Raw genomic sequence first — 18,626 nt, 5'->3', positions numbered from 1 at the left:
ATTTCAATTAGCAGCCCCTGCTACTTCATTGCCCCTTCGATAGCTTTATTGGCTTCCTCTTCCGCTTTTCTAAGAGCCGTGTTAATATCTTCATTTTCAGCGTAGACACGGTTCAAGGCATCGTTCAGCGGCTTGCTTGCCAAACCCTCATAAGCAGACGGGGCCGGCCTTGGCGCAAAGCCTGTCTTGAAAATGGCCTCCAAATGCTTCCCTTTGACACTGGCGAAATTTTCTCCGAAATGCTGGAACACTTTGGCATCCCGCAGCACAGGGACTCTGCCGATTTTGGCAAATTCCGTTTGAGCCTCTTCGGAGGATGCGATAAGAGACATGATTTGATATACAAGCTCCTTGTGCTCGCTCATCGAGGACATTAACATGACATGAACGTCCGGCATGGAATGAATGCCCGGCTTATTGGCAAATACAGGCGAAGTGACCATGTCCCAGTTCATCGGATTCCCCGCCTTAGAGGCTTCTTCCAGCGGAATCAGGCCGTCTGTCGTCCAATAATCGTACATGGCAAGGGTGCGGGTTTTGTAAAACGCATCCGAATTGGCCTTAGCCAGATCCATATCCGGGATCGTCTGAAGCTGCTTCAAAAATTGAAACAACTGTTTATAGCCATCCGAATTGATAGCCGCTTTATTCGTTTGCGGATGAACCTGTTGAAGCGATAATTGCCCTGCCAGGTGAGACACACTTCCAGGCTGAAGTCCCATATAAGGGACGCCATCTATCGAAGCTGTCAGCTTGCGGGCCAGCTCTGCCGCCTGATCCCAGGTCATATCATCCTTAGGGTAAGGAACGGCGAGCCTGTCAAAAATATCTTTGTTATAAAACAGCACTTTCGGGTTTTTGTACATAGGCAAGCCTGCAAACTGAAGTGAAGGAAAGGTTCTAAACATGTCGGCAATAGGCTGATCGAAGATACCGGTATCAAAATGATATGCTTGCATCATAGGCCCGATATCGCCGACCACCTTCAGATCAATCATACTGGGGATGGAGGAAAACGATGTGACGATCAGATCCGGGACATACCCTGAGGTTAAGCGTTCGCTGTAGTTTTTCTCGTTCAGTCGTTCCAAGGTCACGTGGGGGAACTTCTTTTGAATCGGCTTGACAAAAATGTTGTCCCACTGCTCGTCGGAGAACGTAATGACGCCTAACACTTTTAATGTGACCGGCTTGGACGGATCATCCTGACTTCCTCCCTTCTCTGCATTTCCTCCTAGTGGAGCGCATGCCGATAGCATGAACACAATCCAAACCATCAATAAACCTACCCAACAGCGGCGCTGAACCATATGCTTCCTCCCTTATATAGATGAGTCCCTTCACCTTTCCACCTCATTCTAAGCGTTCCGCTGTGTAATGGCTTTACATAAATCACATCATTCTAATAAAAATTATCCATAATATGGAATTCCCTAAATACGATCTATCCTAGTCCGTTTTGAAGCGCTACATTGTCCGCGGCATGCAAAATAACCCCACCAAAGTGGGGCGAGTCCGTCGAAAAACTTATTGAGCTTGAACTATTACAATATACTCCGGTGGGACATACCCCTCCAGCCGCTATTGAAACCCATGAAATATATTATATTTAGTGGTATTTTCACGGGCTTCAAAGGCGGATGTACCTCAATGATACGTTCCGGTAATGTTGTCCTGATTATCATTCAATAATTTGGTTATTATAACGATTTGGCCAGCATGATAGCTATAATGCTCACATACTTGAACTAGTATCGTTTCTATATCTCTTGAATAATGGGCGTTAGTTTCAAACGCGGGGCGGACCACCATTTTGTTCCAATCCTCAACCGAATAATGTATGGTAATGTTTGTTGTTAAATCTGATTCTGTAATCCCTTCTATTATGCTAGAAGATTGCCGCCTTACATCGTTAAGCAGCTCTAGCAAATCTTCACGTGACATTCCATTGTTGATGGTAAATTCGGATGATCTGTTCCGATTAAAGGGGGCTTTGCCAATACCGCTGACAATATGTTGGTACTCGTTCCCCGCCAAATGAAGACATAAGTTGCCGACGCTATTCATATTGGGCTTACATCTATGCCATATTTGTTCATCTGAGAGAAGCTTCAAACAGGATTCTATTCGTTTGAGCTGCTTATTCATTTCATTTAGAACCAGTGTGTTTAGTTTCATAGCGATAAGGTCCCTTCCACTATTTTATGAAAAGACAGACCGTGTTTATCAGCTCGTCCATCGGACCGATGATCTGTTCAACTTCCTTTAAATGATAAAAAGAACAGGTTGTTTTCATATCATTAATTTCATCTGTTGAAGAGTACAAAACGATCTTCTTTTTTGCAGCCAAAGCAATACCTAACTCTACGTGGCTGCCCTTCCCCGCGGGGATCATTACGATGACCACATCGGCATCCAAAACACCAGATACTTCATCCTGGCCAATCTGACGCAGCTTGGTTATAGAATCGATATTGGAATGGTTTGTCCAATCATATGTCTGGATCAACCCGTGAGATTTCAGGCTTTTTGCAGCTACCCGGACATTCTCTATATTTTTAAGGCTGGACGCTATGTAAAATTTCATGAACTGTCCCTCTTTTAATTGCGACGGAGACCCTTTCTATAGTCTTTAACCGCATGTATAAGGTTTAATGATCAATCGCTTTTCCTAACCGGTATGTAAATTTCCATCTCACTATCGTCGGAAGTATTGTTAAACCGTTCATCATAAAGTTCCACAACAAAAGAAGTCCGGTCTTCTACCCATCCGTTTTTTCTTATATATTCATTGATCTTCTGGTAGCCCTTCCATATATCTGTAACGGCCCCCATATAGGTTGTCATGACAAAGGATTGATTCTCAATTGCTTTAAGCTCCATTCCTGGCGGTATGGAATCATTATACTCCACACCCAGGTAGAAGACTTCCTGTCTTTCAGGATGCGGACTCTCGTCCGGCATCGCATAGAAGATGAGCTCAACTGTCCCATTCGAATTATATTTCTCGATTAGCTTGGCTCTGGCTGCAGGTAACGCTGTGGAAAAATCCTTATAAAGACACTCACCCCTAATGCCTATTAAGCTAAAGGATTTAACTACTTGCTTCGTCATCATGTTTTCCCCCATATAGCCCCTCACCTTTCCAGGTATTATCAGCACCAGCACACACAGCAAGATTCGGATGTCAAAAAGCTGCCTTACTTTCTCCTTCGCAAATATGTCCGGTTGGATGCGTATTGGAATATTTATCCATACATATAGATCATACCGAATATATGTTCGATTGTAAAGAAAAAAGTGTACCCGCATGAGGCTGTTCTTATACAACCTGAATAGAACCAGGCATGGTTGGAGTCTGAAAATCCCTCAAAATCAGCCAGGTCCTTCATACGGTAATTAGCGAATCCGGAAAAAAACACCGACATTTCCTTGTTCAACAATCGTAAATCCATGTTGGAGCAAGCATAATACAGCATCTTTGACTGGGGCTCCTACTTTAATAAATCTCTGGCAAGGCTTTGCACTTCCGATAATCCGGATTCTGCCGATATTCGCAAAATTTTTCTTGGATCGAACAATAATTACGACATCTGGAAAGCGGGCCATGTTATCAACTCCTTTGAAGGGATATCCTATGGTATTCATCTTCGAAAAAGGATTCTTGGGCAAATCCGAAAACAAGAGGGTTGAAAATGCAGAAGGCATGCGCACCGACTGTCCGTGAGTCCTGGCAATAAAAAAAGCCCCACAAAAGTGGGGCGCAAAAGTGGGGCCGCTTTAATAGGACTTATGCTAAAACAAGGTAGGTACCATGCCCCCGTCCATACGGATAGGAGAACCTTTAAATGCAGATGCATAAGGGCTGCATATGAATGCGGCCAGCCTGCCGATTTCAAAAGGCCTGATGAACCGCTGAATTTCGGATTGGGGCAGGTTAGCTGCCATAAATTTTTTCTCCTTTTCTGAAAATTCCATATCACCAGGAAACAAGCTATCAATGATTTGATATACATTTTCAGAAAGCGTTGGTCCCGGCAGGATCGTATTGGAGGTGACTTCCGTTCCTTTGGTTAGTTTAGATAAGCTTTTGGATAGCGATAATAACATGGATTTGGTCATCGCATACTGAGGCATTTGTCCTGAAGGCATGATTGCTTCCTCGCTTGCGATAAAGATGATTCTTCCATCATTATTCTTCAACATGCCAGGCAGATACAATTTAGCTAATCCATTAGCGGCAAGGACATTCGTCCGGAAATAGGTTTCCCATACTTCATCGCTAACGTCCTCATAGGACATGATTTCATAAATCCCCATGTTGTTAACCAAAATATCAACTTGGGGATATTTCTCAAATAATGCTTCTCTTTGCTGTCTATCCACAAGATCGGCTGCGGCATTCTGCGGAGAGGTAGAAGGGAACTCCGACTTCAATTCCATTACGGTTCGTTCCACTTCTTCCGGATTCCGTCCGTTAATAAGTACATGGACTCCTTCTCTCGCAAGCTCAATCGCGATGGCTTTCCCTATCCCTTTCGTCGATCCAGTTACCAAAGCTGTTTTGTTCCTTAATCCCATATCCATAACCTAAGTCTCCTTTTGTTGTCATTCACATCAAGCTGATTTGAAGTTTCTTCTTAGAACCCTTGTGGGTTGGATAAAGATTATATTACTTGGTCTGGATCGTTCGGTAACTAGCGCGCCACGCCAAACTTCTTGTTTAACCCGCCAAATCATGAAGCCTGGAAAATACCGTCCAGTATAGAAAGGAGTAGGCGCGGATTCTATAACGGAGGATGTGCCTTTAAATATTCGGAACGCCAATTGGAAGGAGTATCCCCTTCCCAAAGCCGAAAAGCGCGGTAAAACGAGTTCTGATCTTCATATCCAATTAAAAAAGCGACTTCTTTAATTTCGAGCCTACGATCTGCCAAGTATTCCCGTGCCTGCTCATGCCTGACCTGAGTCAGCAGCTCCTTGAACGTCACCCCTTCGTCAGTTAGACGCCGCTGCAGGGTACGATCGCTCATGCCTAATTCACTAGCCACGTAGTGAATGTCTAGACGCCCTCCGGTTAGGCTGCGCTTCAAGATCCACTTGACCGTCTCAGTGATGGATCGGCTGCGCTGTTCATCCAAGGATCGGTCCAATACGGGAGTCAGAATCTCCAGCAGCTCCCTGTTATACGAAATAAAGGGGCGGTCCAGGTCTCTTCGATGCAGCATCAGTCGGTTACCGGTTGCGCCAATCCGGATAGGGCATCCGAAGTAAGCTTCAAGGGCCTTTACATCACCCATCGAGTGAGTAAATTCCACGGACCTTGCAGCTAATGGCTGGCCCGTCCCCCGTCTACCCAGCTCCAGAAGAAAAGCAAGCGTGGTTCCAATCAAGACGGGCGGTCCGGCTGGCCCGCTGCACATCCATTCCAATTCAATGGTACAGCTCTCACCCTCCTCGGTGATACGCAAGCTTTCAGGAGGGCATAATTGTTTGTAGCGGGTCATTCGGCTAAGGGCATCGCGGTAGTCGCGAGCATGGTAAGTCGCCAAGACGGTCGGCGGGTATTGTGTCGTTTCAAAAACAGTCACAAGCTTGATGATTCCGATGGCCGTGTCGCCAATAAGATCGGAGTAGGCTTGCCAGATTCTAAAATATTCATCAGTAGTGACTTCAGCTGATTCGGTAATAATGGTTAGCGGCAGCCGAGCTTTGCGGGCCACGTCCTGCGGGGCAATTCCCAATTGCTGCAATCCCGTCCAAAACCCCGGCGGGAATTTTATTCGATCCGATTTCATTACGTATGAATCTCCTTTAGCTGCCTGGCTACTCGTTCCTTTGTGAATAAGTATTCCCCAAATTGTTCTTATCTTCATTCTAATATGCCGTGAAGGAAAAGCATAATCCTTGTGAAGCTGCCAGGGAATCTCAGAAGTGTTATACCATCTCCTGGTACAGATTTTCCACATCCTTCACCAGACCTGGTATCCAAGCTTCTGATCCGGGGATTACATCTGTACCACCATAAACAAGCCATCGCAATGTCTTTATAAGCCAGCATAAACCGCCTACTCGCAATTGCCAGTTCATATGCTCCATATGCTCCGTTTGATATGATGTTGAATAAGGTCTTGGAAAATTTCGGGACTCTTTTTTTGTTTTTGCAAATACAGTAAAGACCATCCCGCAAAGGATGGCCTTCAAATTTGCCGTTACAAACAACGCTATTTTTACTTCATTTAAATCCATTTTCAAAAATCCTTCGGAGGACTTTATTCATTAAACAACTTCCGACACCGTTTCCCTGATAGTCAGGGTGAACTCAAAGAGGAGCTATCCCTGAGACAGCTCCACACGAATCATTTCTTATCAGCGGATCCATCTATCATAGACCATATCATCAAGTCCGGATGCCATCATCCATTTGCCGTTAACAAATTTAATTTTTATAATCAGGGAACCGTACGGCTCATCAAGTACTATAGTATCTAACGCAATTTCTACTACATTATCTTTTTGGCTTATTATCTTGGCGGTATCCATTAAAAATTTTGTCGCCCACCCGTGTCCTCCATTTATGGAGTTGACATACATCCGCCCTTCATAATCCTTATATAGAGGAAGACCCCTATCTTCCGTTTCCAAATATCGGCTATAAAATAGCTGTTGAGCGATCTCTTTTATAAATACGTCCTCTACTGCTTTTTTCAAATCCGCTATGGATTTCACGTTATCCATCATATCCGACGGCGATTCTCCGCTTTGCTGTGGTATGCCTGTTACAAGACAGTAAGCTTCTTCACCCGGGATCGTTTGCGTCCGATCGATGTTGAAAAATCCAGATCCGTTAAACATTCCTGCAACGATAAATTCAGCCTTCGGCAGAAGTACTTTGAGAATCTCTTTTGCTTCACGGTCGGTAAGACTTCCATTTGCATGAAAGCTGGTTTTTATCGTATTTACGTAGCTCGACATCAATTGATATTCCGCCGTTAACTTCTCATTATGCGGATCATACTGCACATCACCCGGACGGATGATAGTGAACACTTTATCTCCCCGTTCAGCGATTTTCGATACATGCCCGGCCTCCATAGCGGCTTGCCCATTGCGACTCCAATCGTCCTTGGTCCAGATACCAATCGAAAACACTACTCCCCCATATCCTTTGTTTGCTGTGTCGATAAAAGAAATGGTTTCGAATGTGGAAGTCTCGTCTATGGTTTCCGCCACATCATATTTCCCCTCCCAGCTCTTAGGAAGATTGAGGGTGAAGCTGTGTTTTTTGTTTTCATACACGATGCCTGGAGCCGCACTAATTACATGGCCGTTTACATGATTAACATGGAGGTTCACTGTCGAATACGATCTAAAATCCCCTAAGCCCTCGGAGACGAAAGTTTGGGCGTCTACCCCAAAATCATCTCCATGAATGGAAGCCTCACCGATTTTTTCATTGTTATCATTGTAAAAGGTAAGGGTCGCCCCAACAGTATTTGTGGTATTCCCTACACCTTCCATTTTCAATTGACCGGTAACCTTGGTGCTGCCGCCGTCTTTAGTTAGGATTAAATTACCAGCCCATATCCCTTTGTGATCCGGGTCCGATAAGTCAAGGCTACGATTTTTAACCAAAATCTTTTGCGTATCCTGATCATAATCGATCGTGGCACCCAAATTCTCCGCTACGAATCGAATCGGTACGTACGCATGGCCGTCAACATTCAGCACCTTGTAATCATCGTTTAAAGAAACCCGACTTCCATTGATTTCGAAATGGGCAGGAAATAGTACCGCCTGGATAGAATCTGACGCGAAGGCAACAGAAGCACTTGCAACGAATAAACCGCAGCACAAGCCCGATACAAATTTTAGCATAAACGGACCTCTTTTCCTGTTTATATCCTTAGACGTTCCTATGCAGGTTTAGTTACAGATGCGTAGGAAGAATATTTATGCTGGCTTTATCGCCCGCGGCAGCTTCTATGTGTACGTCTTCCTTAAATGGATTTCACAAGCAGGATCTCTAAAGGCTCATTTTCTAACAATAAGCAGCCCGAATCTTTATATCCTAATTTCCTGTAAAAATGCTGCGCTTGTTCATTAGCAAGAGTAGAGGTCATGACCTTGCCGCTTCCTCTTTCCTTCATTCGCTGTTCCCAAAAAAGCACTGCTTCTTTCCCTGCGCCTTTCCCTCGATACTGCTCATCAAGCCATATCATATTCAGAAAAGGAATGCTATCCCAAAAGTAACCGTACCTTAACCAGCCCATGTTTACGTTCGACTGATCTCGTATGATCAATATTTCATTTTCTTTTATTTTCCTTGCGATCAGACTCTCCAGCACATGATGGTCATGTTCCTTGATGTAATCATAATCAGTGACATCAGCATATTGAATCTTCAGCACATGGTCCCCTCCTCTTTTCTGATTTGTCAGGTCAAAAGCGGCGCTTGCTCAGTCCTGTTTCTATATGGAATCAACCGCCTCGCTTAATACCGCAGCACCCTTTTACATGCCGCATCTATTTCTCCAGACTTTGCTGTATTCCGAATTGGAACATAGACCCGTTAGACGAGTCGTAATAGCAGGATCAGACTAAAACAAAATACGGAAACAGCAACGGTCATAGATGAGTACCCATCCTTGACTGTCGCTGTTTCCTTTCACTGAAGAAGTCGCGTTACCTTGAATGGCATGTGACCAGGACCCGTACAGCTGCGGCAGCAACCTTCTTTCTCTCCTAAGCTATTACGCGGTCTCGTAGTTTTTTAACGGCATGCCTACGTATTCGCGGAAGGAACGGATCCGATCCGCCTCAAACTCAAAGATAACTGCAAGCTCATTGCGATAAGTCAGACCATTCAGAGCCCCTTCTGCACGAAACACCACCATCCCCCGGCTCTCATTCTCAAGCTCAATGAGCGGAGTCATATGCACCTGCAATACCGAGCGCTCGAACCTGATCAATTCCTCGAACCGTTCTTTGCCTTGCTGCTCGTGATTCCATCCCTCCAACGGGAGCGGAACGGAGAAATGAAAATCTTCCGTAACCTGATTAAGAAAATCTGCGGTATCTCCTGTTTCGAAAGCCTTCTTAAAAGCATCAAATACTCCCAGGGTTCGGGATGGTACCGATCCTTCGTTTTTCTGCAAGGAAGAAACCCGCTGTAGTACTTCACCGGTATTCACGTTCGATTTTGTCATCATAAACCGCCTCCTGATTCGGGTCTTGTTAGGTCATTCGCTTATTTGACGAGCTTAAGCTGGCTGGAAATAACCCCAAGGTGAATGGCTTCATGCATCAAAGCGAAATTAAACAATTCGCCGGCCGTATTGAATTGAAACGGCCCCATCGCAAACGGGGATTGCAGCTCCTGCTCGAGCATTTGAAGTGTCAGTTCGGAGAGACGGGACAGCTGTGCCGTTAACAACCCAATCAGTTCATCCTTCGATGGAGGTGTCACTGTCCAATCCGAAGGCTTCGTTCCGGAGTTGAACAATGCCTCGTATTGCGGCGGAATGTCAGATGGGAAGCCGAAGCTTAGCGAAGCGTACTTATCCATCCAATAAACCATGTGTCCGATATTCCAGCGTACCGTATTAGAGAAGCCCTCCGGTTGAATGTCCATCTGTGTCTCCGCTACTCCCTGTAGCTGGCCGATGACGATCTGACGAAGCACTTTTCCTGTATGGATAATTGATTGTGTCATTGTTAAATCCTCCTCATATGGGATGTTCTGTTCACATCTAAAGCATACCTCTGCCACCCCAAAGCAACAATCACGAAATTCCGATGCAATTGATCGGTTTCAGTAATGATTATTGGAGAATTTATCGGATCAGGAACCCGGAGGAGTGTAATTTAGCAACATACTCCTTTGAAGCTAAATCAGTCCTGTACCTTCCATTCGCTTAAAAGAATGCCCCCTTAACTTAAATAACCCCACAATAGTGGGGCTATGTATGGCCTTCAATGCAGATTCAGGTACTTTGTGCGGAGCCCTGAAATTTTATAAATTCTATCTTCACCTAAGTTGGTTATTCGGACACCTTTTTCTTGCAAATACATAGGTATTGTGAATTTAACTTAAATTATTATCCGGATTTCCGTCAGGGTTCGTTCTGTCATACCCTTCATCTCCGCCGCGGTGATACGGCTCTACCTCCGTCCCATCGGCTCTCGTATAACCACTTACCTCATGCGGATCTACATGATGTATGCCTGCCTCGCTGGAATCGTTACCATCAAGATCAAGGTCGAAGTCGCCCAAATCCAGGGCTAGTCCCGTTGGAATTGCAATAACGGCGGCTGCCGTAAGCAATCCCTCCGCCCCGCGACCCATACGGGATGGATCGCCGCTGACAACATGTCCGATGCTGCGGGCTGTATGTTCAATCGTATTCACCGCCCCTTGCAGGACGCGTGAGCCCGCTTCCTTTAGGTTATCGGCACCTTGTCTTATCATCTCGTCGTCATCATCAATAACGCCATGAATGACGTCAACTGCACCTTGGACCGCTTTGGCAGCCGTTACACCGGAACGCTCAACGGAGCCGCCGACAGCTTTGCCAATCCTGCCGATCATTTTGTTTCCCGTCAATGCTTCTATGATTTCGAACGGCACGCAGACCAGCCTTCCCAAAATTTCACTTAAAAAGGTACCAAACCGTTCAATAATTCCAGGTTCATACTGCGCTACGTCCGCATCATTGAGTATCCCTGCTGTTCTTCCCCGCAAATAAGCCGACCGATCGCGCACATCAAACTGCGTCAACCGCTCAAGTTCCCTGACACGGGCAATAATCTCATCAGCCAACCGGTTTGCCTCCGCCTTCGCCTGCTGCCGCTTCATTTCGAGCCGTTCCATCGCCTCATCGATCCAGGCCGTTTCCTTTCCGCCCGATGACTTTTTCGCTTCGATATAACGCATAGCTGCTTGTTCGGCCTCACGCTCGATTCGCTCTAGCGATTGTCTCTTGGCCAGCTGTACGGTTTCCAGCGTAAGTGCCGCCCTCTGCTCAATCTCTGCCTTCAGCCGCTGCTCCGCTTCGCGTACTCGAATAATTAACTGCTCCATGCGCTGCTCACGGGCAAGCCTCTCCGCCTCACGATGTTCCAGGATGCGGTCAGCCTGGCGTTCCATATGCTCATAAGTGTTGCGACGAGTCTCATCGACCCGCTGAATGACGGCTTCCGCTCTTTGACGAGCCTCTTCTTTTCTTGCACTATACCGTTCGAACACCTCATTAGTAGCCTGCTCAGCGCGTCGTTTTTTCTCCAAATAACGGGTTACCGCATCCTCTGCAGCTTGATCTATCGATTCCGCACGACGGTCTTGTCTCTGTTTGTCATCATCCATTACGTCCATCTGTCTCCTCTTTATTCCATACTCTCCCATTAGTATATAGCAAAAAGCAACCTTGAACAGACTCAAGATTGCTAAAGATCTGCTTGCCTATTGCAAACCATGAGTGATTTGTCGAACTCCTTATCACTTCTTTGCCTTCACGAAAGCATCGTACCATCGATATACTTCCTTCAAATCACAATCAAATATATTCAAATCGGAGCCAATTTGTATTTTGGGTGCGTCAGGATAAAATCTTTCCAGGTATTGATTAACCACTATCGTAACGTCTGCTAAGCTACACTGGAGTAAATTGATCCATTTCTCAAGCTCATTCCTATCGGCTCCAATCAATAAATGGTTTAGCCATAATATGCTTTCTCCCGTATCTTTTGGGGAATCCCAAAACCTATACCAATAGGCGTTTCTCTCCTCTTCGTTTTTTGGTTTCCCCAATCCGTATATTGCAACTTTCCTAATGACTGGTGACGGGTCCTTCAAGATTTCTTTTAAGTCCTCTCGTTTTATTTCATGGTCGTCAATAAGCCGGGTTAATCCTACTGCCCTATCAATGGTTCCATCATATATATCATTTTTATCAAGCAGGCCAGCATCTCGCTGTAAATTCATCATTGCTTTTAAGGCATTTAGTTTCCGTAGTGGAACATTTTGGGTTAATAACTCTCCAGAATCTGTCAGTGTTTTCCGAAGATCCCTAACATCCATTTCTTTAAAATTAGAGAGCATGCTTGCACATAGTCCAGCTACTATTGCAGCGGAACCACAGCTTCCGCCAAAGTAAGAAAAAGCGGCATTACTTGCCTCCCTTTTATGTAAGGGGACAGGCAAAAACGTGAACGGAGCAACAAGATCCGGCCTAAAATGTCCATCCCCATTAAGTCCCACGGGCACTGAAGGATGAGGCCTATGATACTGTGAGTCGGACTTCCCCTGATCGTCGTAACCCCCGATAGTAAAAAAACTTAGAGGATGTAAGTTATTATGTGCCTTTGAGTTGCCATTTGCAGCCACAACTAGTACACTCTCATCGATACATGATTGTATTGCTTTTACTCTCAAATCCTGATTCGTTGGTCTCATCGCTCCTATATCCGTCGTATCAGGAACGAACAAATTCAACAGAATTTTAATATTCCATTTCCCCTTACGTTGCATGATCCAGTTCAACCCTGCTTCCATTTTTTCAGGAGACGTAGTGGAAAGAAAAATAAAAGTAGCTGCGGGAGCCAACCCGGCATAAATTATATTTTCTTTAATCAAAGGCGGATGACTTAACAATTGTAACACCATCATTCCATGTTCTGTCGACCTAGTTAAGGGGATTTCCGGAAGCATGGCCGGTTCTTGGTACGTAACCAAAAAATTATCATCTACGCAAACTTGGATTAAACGATTCCCGAGATGACTAACAAGGGAATTTGGTGTAATTTCATCCAAAATAATAATCCCTATACCTTGCCCGGCTGTTTGGTAATTTGGTGGACTTGGAAGCCCGATTCTTTTCCATATCGGTTCCGGTACTTGGACCATTAAAGCTTATCCTCCATAGTGAAATTATGATGAACTACTGGCTCTCAATCGCCTAGTAATATAACAAGGCTACTGATTCGGTACCTGTAGAAGTTTGGCAGCGGATCAGAGCCGCAATACCGTTATTGACTCGTTGTTGAAAACTTCACCGTTGTCAAGGAAGCCGAAGCTTTCATAAAGCTTTTTGGCAGGGATGTTATCGGGTTTATAAGGGATCCAGCAATAGTGTGCCGACCCCGCCGGAAAGGTGCGGATAAATTCCAAGATTTTTTTCATGGCCTCCCGACCATATCCCCGGTTCTGGTATTGCTTGTCAATCATCAGTCGCAGGATGCAATAGCTGCTTTCAGCAATTGATGGTTCATCATATCCAGTGACTCCATAAACCAACATAACAAAACCAACCGGCTGCTCACCCGCATATATGGCGAATGGAAATGGATGTCCCCCATTGGTTGCAAGGACATAGCATGAGGCCACGCTTGAGAGATTGGAGGCAACGAAGCGGCGTTGGTCTTCCGAAACTTCCAGGTTGAATATGGCACGCCGATTATCCAGTGTGATTTTCCTGAGCGTAATCATGCATGGCTCCTCCCTTCATTATCACGGAGATATTCCATTGGCATACTCCAAAAACTTTCGTCCATGTTACACGCTCCTTTGTCTGTTCAACATTGGGGGCAAATTAACGCTCACCCGTAAACAAAGAATAATAAAAATTCCCAAAATAATGTAGACTTATATTTTTCTGTCGTTTATAATACTATTGTAAGGAGCTGAAAATGGCCCCCTTGCTTAAATTATGTCAAAAAAAGATAACGCCACATCTATGTGGCGTTTTTTGTTCCTCTTATATTTATCACGTGGGCATAAAAAGCCCCTAGTTTATTCGGGAAATGCTTCCATTTTTTTCTGAAGGCTTCAATATCATAATAAGTTTGAAGGCCATCTCACTTCGCAAATCATTTAGCTCCACCAGTTTATGAATAAGCTCCTTGGCAACGAGTTGAATATTCTCCTTGGAGAACAGATGCTTTTTATAATTCTATTGCTCTGTGCCCGGAATTACGCTATCGTCCCCGTAATGAAATCCCCCTCAACACTAACCGCCCTTAATTTAATACCGAATAAACTCCAGGTATTTGCCAAATTATCTACCCGTCATCTTTCCTTTCGCTTATAACGGATTATCGCATTTCCACTCACTTGCCAACCTTCCAAAGTTATCTATTTTCTCAAAAAAAAATCTAGCCAAGTCTGGTTCGTGCCTATTCAAATATTTTTGTTGATCTATAACCTTCACTTTAATAAAAGCACGATTCTTTTCGCAGACAGACTCGATTTCACAAGCTAGACCAACTCCAGTTAATAAGTTGTTGATTTGACTCGTATCAAAAGTTTGCACTCCACCCCCCTCCTTTTCAACCTCCTTAAACGTAGAATCACTCCTTAACCAGCTAGAAATGATTTTATCGAAAGGACAATTTCGTTGACTTGATTTTTTTTACGACAATATGGACCCACTTTACCGACAAGCCCGGCTTATTTCAACTCACCGATCCACTCCCATTTAAACGAGTCATAGTTTCTGGGGCCGCTGAAAATGTTGACTTTCTTCTTCTCCCCCGGCATAAGCGTAAATTCGAGCGACGTATCTTCTGCTATTATTTTATTATCTTTATAAAGCATGACATGTACTTTTCCTTTGAAGGCTTTAGCTTTATTAAAATTACCGACATACACATGATGATCGATCGTTCTAGTTACTGTAGCCATTTTGATGGTTAAACGCAGGTTTTCCCCTGATTCCTTGTTAGGGTTGCCTTCTTTGATCATTTGCTGGTCCAGCATGGAAAATGCCTCTTGCATTCTTTTCTCGTCCATATGGTTGGAGATTCCTATAATGGCGTTGAAGAAAATCATAATTCCAGCAAAAACAGAGCAAGCCCAGATCCAGCCGGCCCTTTTGCTTACCGCTTTACTTTTCCAATTATAAAGCAGCACTCCAAATATGACTCCTAAAATGAGTGCAAGCCCGTTCATGATTATCGCCGCTGCTCCTATTGTTCACGCCTCCTCTATGGTCACCTTATTCTCTTTAAAATACGTCAGACAAGGGAGATAGTTGCTGCTTTCGACGCAAATTATCCATTATTTACAAATTGCCCTTTGAAAGCCACCTGCTCTTTTAAGGAAATGGTATTTAAAAAAAACGGTACAGATGGGAGTAGACAACAGATGAATTTTAAGTTACATTTGGATAAAGCAGTTGCTTTAGTGATTTGTTCATAGCTAACCGGGACGTAATTTGTCTTATAGGGACAATAATTGTCCCTTATGCAATTGTTCGGATCATTTGAATGGATCACTTCACGCCACAGTGGGACGTAATTTGTCTTATATGGACTAAATAAGTCCCTTTAGTTGTTTTCTCGGTAAATCACCGTATTTGCCTTGAAATAATAAAAAAAAATGGAGGTAATGGTATGACAGTCAAAATTGGAATTAATGGATTTGGCCGTATTGGTCGTAATGTGTTTCGGGCAGCATTAAATCATCCGGAAATTGAGGTTGTAGCTGTAAACGATCTGACTAACGCTGAAACGTTAGCCCATCTGCTGAAATTTGATTCCAACCAAGGTGAATTATCGGCACAGGTCACTGCGTCGGACGGTCATATTTATGTGAATGGCCGCAAAATCACTGTATTGGCTGAACGAGAACCTTCACAGCTCCCATGGAGAGATCTTGGAGTTGAAATCGTCATTGAATCGACGGGAAGATTTACAGATAAGGCCAAGGCAGAAGGGCATATTACGGGGGGAGGAGCGAAAAAGGTCATTATTTCGGCACCTGCAACGAATGAAGATATTACCATCGTCATGGGCGTAAATGAAGAAAAGTACATTTCCGAAGAGCATCATGTCATTGCAAATGCTTCCTGCACGACAAATGCTCTAGCTCCCCTCGTTAAAGTGCTCCATGATCAATTTGGAATTAAACATGGCCTGATGACAACCGTCCATGCCTACACGAATGATCAGCATATTCAGGATCAGCCTCATTCCGACTTAAGACGCGCGCGGGCGGCGGCCGTTTCCATGATTCCTACTTCAACAGGCGCAGCCAAAGCTATTGGTTCCGTACTGCCGGAGCTCAAAGGGAAGCTCAATGGCTATTCTCTGCGCGTGCCCACTCCAGTCGTCTGTATTGTAGACTTAAACGTTGAAGTATCCAAAGAGGTTACTGTCGATGATGTCAATCATGCGCTCAGGGAAGCGTCTGAAGGCTCCATGAAGGGTATTCTCGGTTACAGTGAGCTTCCTTTGGTTTCTATTGATTATCAAGGGGATGACCGCTCCTCTATTGTAGACGCCCTGTCTACATTAGTAACCGATGGTACGATGGTAAAGGTCCTCTCCTGGTATGATAATGAATGGGGTTTCTCCAATCGTGTGGTTAATCTTACCCAGTACATTGCTAAAAAAGGCTTATAACTCGCGACGTAGGAAGGCCGACTTCTGTCCGGCAAACAAAAACAGCGGGACCCTAAGGTCCCGCTGTCATCATTATGCTGGCCACTGGAAAGCCCATCAATTTTTGGTCACTGTAAGCATGAAAGGCTCATCCGGGTTCCAGTGAATTTCTCCGTCCAGCTGTTCGACGAGGAAACGAACCGGCACATAATAGACTCCATGGATGAATAGCGCCTCATGACCCATATCGACCTGTTGGCCGTTGACAAGAGCCGTCGCACTATTTGGCATAAAGCGGATTTCCTTCTTGCCTGTATGGATCACGACGCTGCTGCTCTCGCTATCCCATTCCGCTTTATAGCCCAGCTTCTCGGCTATTTCACGCGCTTGTCCATAAGCTACATCGTCAGAGGTAAAGCCATAAGACGGTAAATAATCATAATCGTACATTTCTTCTGCCATCGTATCGAATTCGGTCTTTTCCGTCAGCCACAGGATGAACTGCTTGCGCGTTATTTTCAAATCACGCTTCAAGAACGTATACAATGCGGAGTTTTCATCCACCTGCTCCATGAACGCCTCCGGAGTACTAAGCTGGGCGATATCTATCGCATCCTGCGAGGCGAGAGCCGAAGGCTGAACCGAGCCATTCATATTCCAACGCTCCATCTGGAACTGCACCTTCCCGCCCTTAAGTCCGCCGATCTCATCTTTGAACTGGACGTTCAAGCTTGCTTTTCTTACAAACTGCTGCGGGTCCACGAACATATCGAGATGCACCTTCGTATCCGGAGAAATATGAATCTCCTGCTGCTTCGCTGTTACGATGGAAGACAGTGTAGCGAGTAGAAACTTCTCGGCACCATAAATGCCTTCTACCGAAATTTCTTTATCGGTAAACCATTCCTGGTACCGGCCCCCGAGCGCTTCCTCATCCTTGAGGTAGTCGTACAAGCTGCCCGCCAGCTCCCGCAGCCCTTTATCATCCAAGGTTAGTGAGCGTAAGTATTTCTTGAACAGGTCCGGCATCTGGGTACCCATAACATCAAAAGCCACAGTTGTTCCTGTCGCTTGGCTGCCATGGACCTCAACTACCTGATTGCGCTGAATAGACAGGCTATCCGTATTCGGCAGATTGCGGACCAGTAGCTGAAGCCCCTTCTTCGTCAAATCGCGTTCCCGCTCGCTGACCGCTTCAGATAACGGCGTCGATGCCCTGCCCAACTGCATCCATTTACTCACGCGGTAAGGCAACTCATCAGAAAGCGTTCCAAGCTGTAAGGTAATCGGATGCCGTGCACCCTCCACTTGAACAACCGCCTTATCCCCTTGCACCGAATATTCAAACGGGATTTGAAGCTGAGCCTTGGTCAGCAAGCCTTTACCGGAAACGGTACCAGACTTCTTATTCACCTTCAGCTCGTTCAAGCGAAGCTCCAAGCCGTTTAACAGCTCGTAGCCCTCCAGATAAGGCCTCGGATAGCCAATCCCGAGCTCATCCGTTTTGCTGAACTTATCGGAGTCTATATCAAATTCAAACTTCAGAGAAGTGGACCCTTCATAGGATTCAAGCCCCATTTCCTGATCAAACAGCTTCACCGGGTCAAATCCGTCGACCGGTTGACAGCCTGCCAGCACAAGCAGCGCGACCAACAGTGCAACGATTCCCCTCTTGCTCCAACCATACATCAATGTCATCCCCCTCTTCATCTATGATCTCTCCTACTATAAATGGAAAATATTACTTCTAGCAAGTAGTTTTTATGAGATTCATAGAGTTTCCCCGACCGCTAACCTCCGGACAAAGAATAGCGGCAGCCATGGACGAGAGCTAAGTCCTAGACTGCCGCTGCAATCAATTTCGCTGCAATTATTGCTGGATGACAGATTACATTTCAAAGAAATTATCCCGCTCGACCTTACACACTCTTAGAGCAAATCGTTGATACCAAACCGCTTTTCCCTTTTCCTGCGCAACTTTGTGCATGGCATGATCCTTCCAATTCTTTATTGATTCTAGGGATTCCCAATAGGAAACTGTGATGCCCAGCCCCCCTTGATCACGGACACTGCTTTCTATACCCAAAAAACCCGGCTGTGTGGAAGCCAGTTCAACCATCTTGTCTGCCATTTTTCCGTATCCATGATCTCCGGCTGTAAGCTCGGATGTAAAAATAACCGCATAGTAAGGCGGCTGGGGAGTTTTTGCAATTCCACTCATAAGTTCCTCCTGCATTAGGTTTGGA

Annotated in this window: 19 protein-coding genes and 1 pseudogene; 1 reads left to right on the top strand and 19 read right to left on the bottom strand. The window is 45.1% G+C overall.

What is annotated here, in order from left to right; all coding sequences use genetic code 11:
• Positions 1-20 precede the first annotated feature (20 nt).
• From GGC63_RS09835 to GGC63_RS09755, 17 genes and pseudogenes are all read right to left on the bottom strand, one after another.
• Positions 21-1,310, bottom strand: a complete 1,290-nt coding sequence (locus GGC63_RS09835; protein WP_192702135.1) for an ABC transporter substrate-binding protein — start codon at positions 1,308-1,310, stop codon at positions 21-23.
• A gap of 337 nt (positions 1,311-1,647) precedes the next feature.
• Complete coding sequence (locus GGC63_RS09830; protein WP_192702134.1) at positions 1,648-2,178, bottom strand: DUF1572 family protein; 531 nt, start codon at positions 2,176-2,178, stop codon at positions 1,648-1,650.
• Between the two features lie 19 nt (positions 2,179-2,197).
• Positions 2,198-2,587 (bottom strand): nucleoside 2-deoxyribosyltransferase, encoded by a 390-nt coding sequence (locus GGC63_RS09825; RefSeq protein ID WP_192702133.1) that lies wholly within the window; start codon positions 2,585-2,587, stop codon positions 2,198-2,200.
• A gap of 71 nt (positions 2,588-2,658) precedes the next feature.
• Positions 2,659-3,117 carry a GyrI-like domain-containing protein gene (locus GGC63_RS09820; protein ID WP_192702132.1) on the bottom strand — a complete coding sequence of 153 codons (459 nt, stop codon included), beginning with the start codon at positions 3,115-3,117 and terminating at the stop codon, positions 2,659-2,661.
• Positions 3,118-3,795: 678 nt separating this feature from the next.
• The gene (locus GGC63_RS09815) at positions 3,796-4,587 is read right to left on the bottom strand and encodes an SDR family NAD(P)-dependent oxidoreductase (protein ID WP_192702131.1); all 792 of its coding nucleotides are present in this window, start codon (positions 4,585-4,587) and stop codon (positions 3,796-3,798) included.
• Positions 4,588-4,787: 200 nt separating this feature from the next.
• On the bottom strand, positions 4,788-5,798 hold the full coding sequence (locus GGC63_RS09810; protein WP_192702130.1) for an AraC family transcriptional regulator: 1,011 nt from the start codon (positions 5,796-5,798) through the stop codon (positions 4,788-4,790).
• Positions 5,799-5,937: 139 nt separating this feature from the next.
• Positions 5,938-6,249, bottom strand: a complete 312-nt coding sequence (locus tag GGC63_RS09805) for a hypothetical protein (RefSeq protein WP_192702129.1) — start codon at positions 6,247-6,249, stop codon at positions 5,938-5,940.
• Positions 6,236-6,286 (bottom strand): annotated as a pseudogene (locus tag GGC63_RS35330) (hypothetical protein); the annotation flags it as partial. The pseudogene GGC63_RS35330 and the gene GGC63_RS09805, both read right to left, overlap by 14 nt.
• Positions 6,287-6,369: 83 nt before the next feature.
• Positions 6,370-7,878, bottom strand: coding sequence for a stalk domain-containing protein (locus GGC63_RS09795; protein WP_192702128.1), 1,509 nt, complete (start codon positions 7,876-7,878; stop codon positions 6,370-6,372).
• 122 nt (positions 7,879-8,000) lie between these two features.
• Positions 8,001-8,408, bottom strand: coding sequence for a GNAT family N-acetyltransferase (locus tag GGC63_RS09790; RefSeq protein ID WP_192702272.1), 408 nt, complete (start codon positions 8,406-8,408; stop codon positions 8,001-8,003).
• A gap of 345 nt (positions 8,409-8,753) precedes the next feature.
• On the bottom strand, positions 8,754-9,158 hold the full coding sequence (locus GGC63_RS09785; protein ID WP_192702271.1) for a nuclear transport factor 2 family protein: 405 nt from the start codon (positions 9,156-9,158) through the stop codon (positions 8,754-8,756).
• Between the two features lie 92 nt (positions 9,159-9,250).
• Positions 9,251-9,715, bottom strand: a complete 465-nt coding sequence (locus GGC63_RS09780; protein WP_192702127.1) for a DinB family protein — start codon at positions 9,713-9,715, stop codon at positions 9,251-9,253.
• A gap of 372 nt (positions 9,716-10,087) precedes the next feature.
• Positions 10,088-11,374 carry a hypothetical protein gene (locus GGC63_RS09775; RefSeq protein WP_192702126.1) on the bottom strand — a complete coding sequence of 429 codons (1,287 nt, stop codon included), beginning with the start codon at positions 11,372-11,374 and terminating at the stop codon, positions 10,088-10,090.
• 123 nt (positions 11,375-11,497) lie between these two features.
• Positions 11,498-12,904 (bottom strand): S8/S53 family peptidase, encoded by a 1,407-nt coding sequence (locus GGC63_RS09770; RefSeq protein ID WP_192702125.1) that lies wholly within the window; start codon positions 12,902-12,904, stop codon positions 11,498-11,500.
• A 105-nt stretch (positions 12,905-13,009) separates the two neighbouring features.
• The gene (locus GGC63_RS09765; RefSeq protein ID WP_192702124.1) at positions 13,010-13,486 is read right to left on the bottom strand and encodes a GNAT family N-acetyltransferase; all 477 of its coding nucleotides are present in this window, start codon (positions 13,484-13,486) and stop codon (positions 13,010-13,012) included.
• 595 nt (positions 13,487-14,081) lie between these two features.
• Entirely contained in the window at positions 14,082-14,309 is a 228-nt protein-coding gene (locus GGC63_RS09760) for a hypothetical protein (RefSeq protein ID WP_192702123.1), read from the bottom strand.
• A 137-nt stretch (positions 14,310-14,446) separates the two neighbouring features.
• Positions 14,447-14,947: a hypothetical protein gene (locus GGC63_RS09755; RefSeq protein WP_192702122.1), complete on the bottom strand. Its 501-nt coding sequence runs from the start codon at positions 14,945-14,947 to the stop codon at positions 14,447-14,449.
• A gap of 443 nt (positions 14,948-15,390) precedes the next feature.
• Here GGC63_RS09755 and gap point away from each other — a divergent pair, with 443 nt between their 5' ends.
• Positions 15,391-16,401 carry a type I glyceraldehyde-3-phosphate dehydrogenase gene (gene gap / locus GGC63_RS09750; RefSeq protein ID WP_192702121.1) on the top strand — a complete coding sequence of 337 codons (1,011 nt, stop codon included), beginning with the start codon at positions 15,391-15,393 and terminating at the stop codon, positions 16,399-16,401.
• Between the two features lie 96 nt (positions 16,402-16,497).
• Here gap and GGC63_RS09745 read toward each other — a convergent pair whose 3' ends face one another.
• Both GGC63_RS09745 and GGC63_RS09740 read right to left on the bottom strand, forming a co-directional pair.
• Positions 16,498-18,090 carry a copper amine oxidase N-terminal domain-containing protein gene (locus GGC63_RS09745; protein ID WP_192702120.1) on the bottom strand — a complete coding sequence of 531 codons (1,593 nt, stop codon included), beginning with the start codon at positions 18,088-18,090 and terminating at the stop codon, positions 16,498-16,500.
• A 178-nt stretch (positions 18,091-18,268) separates the two neighbouring features.
• On the bottom strand, positions 18,269-18,601 hold the full coding sequence (locus GGC63_RS09740) for an antibiotic biosynthesis monooxygenase family protein (RefSeq protein WP_192702119.1): 333 nt from the start codon (positions 18,599-18,601) through the stop codon (positions 18,269-18,271).
• Positions 18,602-18,626: the final 25 nt, after the last annotated feature.

The sequence above is a fragment of the Paenibacillus sp. OAS669 genome (genome assembly GCF_014873645.1).
Classification (GTDB): domain Bacteria; phylum Bacillota; class Bacilli; order Paenibacillales; family NBRC-103111; genus Paenibacillus_S; species Paenibacillus_S vulneris.
Note: the sequence above shows the minus strand (reverse complement) of the source record. Positions and strands in the feature narration are given on the sequence as shown.

Coding starts and splice junctions, on each gene's coding strand:
- gap (WP_192702121.1), top strand. CDS start 15,391: ATGACAGTCAAAATTGGAATTAATGGATTTGGCCGTATTGGTCGTAAT.
- GGC63_RS09765 (WP_192702124.1), bottom strand. CDS start 13,486: ATGATTACGCTCAGGAAAATCACACTGGATAATCGGCGTGCCATATTC.
- GGC63_RS09805 (WP_192702129.1), bottom strand. CDS start 6,249: ATGGATTTAAATGAAGTAAAAATAGCGTTGTTTGTAACGGCAAATTTG.
- GGC63_RS09810 (WP_192702130.1), bottom strand. CDS start 5,798: ATGAAATCGGATCGAATAAAATTCCCGCCGGGGTTTTGGACGGGATTG.
- GGC63_RS09740 (WP_192702119.1), bottom strand. CDS start 18,601: ATGAGTGGAATTGCAAAAACTCCCCAGCCGCCTTACTATGCGGTTATT.
- GGC63_RS09815 (WP_192702131.1), bottom strand. CDS start 4,587: ATGGATATGGGATTAAGGAACAAAACAGCTTTGGTAACTGGATCGACG.
- GGC63_RS09825 (WP_192702133.1), bottom strand. CDS start 2,587: ATGAAATTTTACATAGCGTCCAGCCTTAAAAATATAGAGAATGTCCGG.
- GGC63_RS09780 (WP_192702127.1), bottom strand. CDS start 9,715: ATGACACAATCAATTATCCATACAGGAAAAGTGCTTCGTCAGATCGTC.
- GGC63_RS09820 (WP_192702132.1), bottom strand. CDS start 3,117: ATGATGACGAAGCAAGTAGTTAAATCCTTTAGCTTAATAGGCATTAGG.
- GGC63_RS09835 (WP_192702135.1), bottom strand. CDS start 1,310: ATGGTTCAGCGCCGCTGTTGGGTAGGTTTATTGATGGTTTGGATTGTG.
- GGC63_RS09795 (WP_192702128.1), bottom strand. CDS start 7,878: ATGCTAAAATTTGTATCGGGCTTGTGCTGCGGTTTATTCGTTGCAAGT.
- GGC63_RS09770 (WP_192702125.1), bottom strand. CDS start 12,904: ATGGTCCAAGTACCGGAACCGATATGGAAAAGAATCGGGCTTCCAAGT.
- GGC63_RS09830 (WP_192702134.1), bottom strand. CDS start 2,178: ATGAAACTAAACACACTGGTTCTAAATGAAATGAATAAGCAGCTCAAA.
- GGC63_RS09755 (WP_192702122.1), bottom strand. CDS start 14,947: ATGAACGGGCTTGCACTCATTTTAGGAGTCATATTTGGAGTGCTGCTT.
- GGC63_RS09745 (WP_192702120.1), bottom strand. CDS start 18,090: ATGAAGAGGGGGATGACATTGATGTATGGTTGGAGCAAGAGGGGAATC.
- GGC63_RS09775 (WP_192702126.1), bottom strand. CDS start 11,374: ATGGACGTAATGGATGATGACAAACAGAGACAAGACCGTCGTGCGGAA.